At 73.1% G+C, this 4591-nt stretch carries 6 protein-coding genes and 1 pseudogene; 5 read left to right on the forward strand and 2 right to left on the reverse strand.

The genetic code is table 11. The annotated features are described in order from the left end of the window. Both QH283_RS20140 and QH283_RS20145 read left to right on the forward strand, forming a co-directional pair. Window positions 1-370 (forward strand): annotated as a pseudogene (locus QH283_RS20140) (hypothetical protein); the annotation flags it as partial. Between the two features lie 83 nt (window positions 371-453). Continuing rightward, complete coding sequence (locus QH283_RS20145) at window positions 454-1299, forward strand: PPK2 family polyphosphate kinase (protein WP_280504535.1); 846 nt, start codon at window positions 454-456, stop codon at window positions 1297-1299. A 17-nt stretch (window positions 1300-1316) separates the two neighbouring features. On the opposite strand, the gene lexA is transcribed toward QH283_RS20145, so the two are convergent. After that, window positions 1317-2021 (reverse strand): transcriptional repressor LexA, encoded by a 705-nt coding sequence (lexA, locus tag QH283_RS20150; protein ID WP_414689713.1) that lies wholly within the window; start codon window positions 2019-2021, stop codon window positions 1317-1319. Window positions 2022-2164: 143 nt separating this feature from the next. Here lexA and QH283_RS20155 point away from each other — a divergent pair, with 143 nt between their 5' ends. Together QH283_RS20155 and QH283_RS20160 are read left to right on the forward strand one after the other, a co-directional pair. Further along, window positions 2165-2908 (forward strand): DsbA family protein, encoded by a 744-nt coding sequence (locus tag QH283_RS20155; RefSeq protein WP_280504537.1) that lies wholly within the window; start codon window positions 2165-2167, stop codon window positions 2906-2908. Next, on the forward strand, window positions 2905-3471 hold the full coding sequence (locus QH283_RS20160) for a vitamin K epoxide reductase family protein (RefSeq protein WP_280504538.1): 567 nt from the start codon (window positions 2905-2907) through the stop codon (window positions 3469-3471). The genes QH283_RS20155 and QH283_RS20160 overlap by 4 nt, the downstream gene beginning before the upstream one ends. Before the next feature lie 9 nt (window positions 3472-3480). On the opposite strand, the gene QH283_RS20165 is transcribed toward QH283_RS20160, so the two are convergent. Next, window positions 3481-3828 carry a PDZ domain-containing protein gene (locus QH283_RS20165; protein ID WP_280504539.1) on the reverse strand — a complete coding sequence of 116 codons (348 nt, stop codon included), beginning with the start codon at window positions 3826-3828 and terminating at the stop codon, window positions 3481-3483. Between QH283_RS20165 and QH283_RS20170 the strand changes: the two genes are divergently transcribed. After that, entirely contained in the window at window positions 3815-4552 is a 738-nt protein-coding gene (locus QH283_RS20170) for a S1C family serine protease (RefSeq protein WP_280504540.1), read from the forward strand. The two genes, QH283_RS20165 and QH283_RS20170, sit on opposite strands and share 14 nt — an antisense overlap. The last annotated feature ends 39 nt before the right edge of the window (window positions 4553-4591 follow it).

The raw sequence follows: 4591 nt of genomic DNA on the forward strand, positions 1-4591 counted from the left end.
CTCCCGGCCCCCCGCGGGGGGGGGGGGGGGGGGGCTCGCCCGCCCCGGCGGGCGGGCGCCGGGGGGGGGGCCGCCCCCCCCCCCCCCCCGCCGCCCGGGGGGCCGGGCCCACCCCCCCCCCCCCCCCGCGCCCGCCGACGGCCCTGCCCGCTTCCGCAACACCCTGCGCAAGCCGCTGGACGGACGCGGCTTCATCACCGTCACCATCGACCCGGAGAACCCGATGTCGCCGCCGACCAGGCACCGCAGCTGGCTCGACGTCGCCGGCGACGGCCGCTACCTGCTCACCACCTCCCACGACCTGATCCTCACCCCGGTCTCCGACGAGGACTTCGCCAAGCACCTGCTGCGGCTCGCGCAGATCCGCTGACCGGTGCGGTGGACTGGGGCAGGTCACGGCCGGGCGCCGGCCGGGCGCTGTGGTAGGTCCGGGCGCTGTGGTAGGTGTGGACGATGCCGAAGAACTGGTCCGGGGATGTCACCGAACTGCTGCGCGCCGACGGGGTGAAGGTCGCCGACATCGACACCTCCGCCACGCCGGGCTTCGACGGCGCCAAGGCCGAGGGGCAGGCGTTGCTGGCCGAGCGCTCGCAGGTGCTGTCGGGCCTGCAGGAGAAGCTGTACGCCAACGGCCGCTCGGGTGATCCACGCAGCGTGCTGCTGGTGTTGCAGGGCATGGACACCGCGGGCAAGGGCGGCATCGTGCGCTCGGTGATCGGGGCGGTCGATCCGCAGGGCGTCGACCACGCGGCCTTCGGCGTGCCCACTCAGGAGGAGCTGCGCCACCACTATCTGTGGCGCATCCGCAAAGCGCTGCCCCGGCCGGGACAGCTGGGCGTGTTCGACCGCTCGCACTACGAGGATGTGCTGGTCGCGCGGGTGCGCAAGCTGGTGCCGGTGGCCGAGTGGCAGCGCCGCTACGACGAGATCAACCACTTCGAGCAGCAGCTGCGCGAGGAGAACATCACCCTGGTGAAGGTGGCCATGTTCGTCTCGCTCGACGAGCAGAAACGCAGGCTGCGCGAGCGGCTGGAGCGGCGCGACAAGCACTGGAAGTTCAACCCCTCCGACATCGACGAGCGCGCCTACTGGCCGCAGTACCGGGAGGCCTATCAGGACATGCTCGACCGCACGAACACCGAGCACGCCCCCTGGTATGTGGTGCCGGCCGACCGCAAGTGGTACTCGCGGCTAGCGGTGAACGAACTGCTGGTGCACGCGTTGACCGGGCTCGACCTGGACTGGCCCGAAGCCGGGTTCGACGTCGAGGCGGAGTTGCGCAGGCTCGAAGCCTCCTGAGGCCGCCGGGGAGCCGGCTACACCCGGCGCACGACCGAGACGACCTTGCCGAGGACGACCGCCTCGTCGCCGTCGATCGGCTGGTAGGCCGGGTTGCGCGGCTCGAGCGACACATGCCCGCCGCGACGGCGGAACACCTTCACGGTGGCCTCCTCGCCGATCATCGCGGCCACGATGTCGCCGGATTGCGCCTCGCGCTGGCTGCGCACCACCACGGTGTCGCCGTCGCAGATCGCCGCGTCGATCATCGAGTCGCCGCGCACCCGCAGCGCGAACACGGCGCCCCGGCCGACCAGCTCGCGCGGCAGGGTCAGGGTGTCGTCGCAGTGTTCCTCGGCCAGGATCGGCGCGCCCGCGGCGATGTCGCCGACCACCGGCACCGTCACGGTGTCCTCGCGCCCCGGCGCCGCGGCGGGGCGCAGGAACAGCCGCACGTCGATCGGCCGCGCCACCGAATCCCCGCGCCGCAGGAAGCCGCGTTCCTCCAGCGCGCGCAGGTGCCTGGCGACCGCCGAGGAGGACCGCAGGCCGACCGCCTCGCCGATCTGTCTGGTGCCCGGCGCGTAGCCGTGCTCGACCACCCAGTCCCGGATCACCTCCAGGATGCGGCGCTGCCGTTCCGGCAGGGTGGAGGTGTCCGGGTGCTCGAAGTCGTAGTCGGTCACCGGGGCATGGTAGGCCGCGGGGCGACCTCGGTCCCGCACCCCGGGGACGTCGGTCATCGATGTGCCGTGCGTTGGGGGTTCTCTCAGGTTCGCGGGCCATGATGGGCCGTGCCCGGCTGTCCGGCGACGCGCCCGCAACTAGCATCGTCGGGAGGCAGGCCCCCCATCGTCCGGCAAGCGAAAGGCGTGGTGAACGCACGGTGAGCAACAATCCGGGACGGCGCAACATCTTGGCGGAGGCCGAGCGTGCCGACCGCAAGCGCAAGATCGCCATCCAAGCGGGTGTGGCCGTGGTGCTGATCGCCCTCATCGCGGCCATCGGCGTCGGCATCGCCATGCGCGGCGACGACGGCCCGGCCGCCACCCCCAGCATCCCGGCGCCGGCGGACCCGGGCGCGGTCACCGGTTCGCTCACCGACAGCGGAGCGGTCCGGGTCGGCAAGCCCGACGCGAAGGTGACCGTCCGGGTGGTCGCCGACCTCCAGTGCCCGGCCTGCAAGAACTTCGAGGCCGCCTACGGGCCGCTGCTCGAGGACGCGGTGAACAACGGCACGGCGGCCGTCGAGTACAACATCATCTCCTTCCTCGACCGCGCCTCGACCAACCAGTACTCCAGCCGCGCGGCCAATGCCGCCTACTGCGTCGCCGAGCAGGACCCGGCCGAGTTCCAGGGCTGGCTGAGCAGCATGTACGCCCAGCAGCCCGCCGAGGGCGGCCCCGGCCACACCGACGAGCAGCTGGTGCGCATCGCGGTCGACGCGGGCTACGGCGACGAGGTCGCCGGCTGCGTCGAGGACGGCACCTACGCGCAGTTCGTCGCCGACAAGACCCAGGCGGTGTTCGGCGAGGGCGTGAACTCCACCCCGTCGGTCTTCGTCGACGGCACCCAGATCGCGCCGAACGAGCTCGAGCAGGCCATCGCGAAGGCGGCCGCCGGACAGTGATCGCCGCACCACCTCGTTCCGCCTGGCCGCTGTTGTTGCTGGCCCTGGCGGGCTGGATCGCCTCGGTGACGCTCACCGTGGAGCGCTTCAAACTGTTCGTCGACCCCGCCTACGTGCCCACGTGCAGCCTGAACCCGGTGCCGTCGTGCGGTTCGGTGATGACCACCGAGCAGGCCGCCGTCTTCGGCTTCCCCAATCCGCTGATGGGCATCGTCGGCTTCTCGGTGGCGGTCACCCTCGGCGTGCTGGCCGTCGCCCATGTCGGCCTGCCGCGCTGGGTCTGGGGCGGACTGTGGCTGGGCATGCTGCTCGGCGTCGTGTTCGTCTGCTGGCTGATCTTCCAGAGCCTCTACCGCATCGGCGCGCTGTGCCCGTACTGCATGGTGGTGTGGGCGGTGGTGCCGCCGCTGCTCGCGCTGCTCACCGACCTGCTGTGGGGTCGGGCGAGCGGGGCGCTCGGCATCCTGGCCGAATGGCGTTGGACCGTCGTCGCGGTGTTCTACGCGGTGGTGCTGCTGCTGGTGTTCCTGCGCTTCCAGGACTACTGGCTCAGCCTGGCCTGACGGCCCGGTTCAGTTGGGGGTGCCGAGCGCCAGTTCCACGCTGACGATCCGCTCCACCCCGTCCGCGCCGAGCACCCCGAGGCGCACGGTCTCCCTCGGCCGCCGCCGGTCGATGGCGTTGCGCAGTGCGCGCGAGCTGCCGATGGCGCGGCCGTCGAGGGAGACGATGGTGTCGCCGTCCCTGATCCCGGCGCCGTGGGCGGGCAGGCCGTAGAGGGCGACGTCGACCCTGGCGCCGCTGGGCCTGGCGTCGGAGACCAGCACGCCGAGGGTGGCGGTCTGGCCGATGTGCACGCTGTCGCTGGGGATGCCGGAGCGGATCTGCTCGACCACCTTCATGGCGGTGTCGATCGGCACCGCGTACCCGCCCGCCCTCGGCTTCGGGGAGGGCGTGGGCCGCGGGCCCCCCCCCCGCGGAGCCGGGACGGCGGGGGCGGGCCGCGGGGGGGGGGGGGGGTCGGGGTCGCCCCGGTTGTGGGCCCAATCCCCGCCCGCGGCGCGGCGCCGGGCCTGGGCGGGCGCGGGCTCGGGCATCGTGCTCACCCCCGACGGCCAGGTGCTCACCAGCCATCACGTGATCAAAGGGGCCGAGGAGGTCAGTGTGGTCTCGGTGGCCACCGGCGAGCAGTACCAGGCCACCGTGCTCGGCTACGACTCCGGCGCCGACATCGCGCTGTTGTCGCTGATCGGGGCGAGGGAGCTGCCGGTCGCCCGGCTGGGCAGCTCGGCCGGTCTGCGGGTGCGCGACGAGGTGCTCGCACTGGGCAACGCGGGCGGCGCCGGCGGCATCCCCACCGCGACGCCGGGCCGGATCACCGCGCTCGACAGCACCATCGTGGCGCTCAACGCCGCCGACTTCTCCCGCAAGGCCCTGCGCGGCATGGTCGAGATCGAGGCCCCGGTCAGTTCCGGGCAGTCCGGCGGCGCGCTCGCCGACTGGCAGGCCACCGTGGTGGGCGTGGTGACCGCCTCCGCCGGACAGGCCGAGCCCGATCCGACGCCGGCCGCGCCCCCCGTAACAGCTTCGCCGCCGGCCGGCGCGCGGCCCCCCGCCAACCCCAAGCCGCGGGCGGGGCGGTAACCGGGTCCGAAAGCCACCCCCCAGAAAGTGGGTAAGCAA

Origin of the sequence: Nocardia farcinica, from assembly GCF_029867845.1 — a bacterium.
Classification (GTDB): Bacteria; Actinomycetota; Actinomycetes; order Mycobacteriales; family Mycobacteriaceae; genus Nocardia; species Nocardia farcinica_A.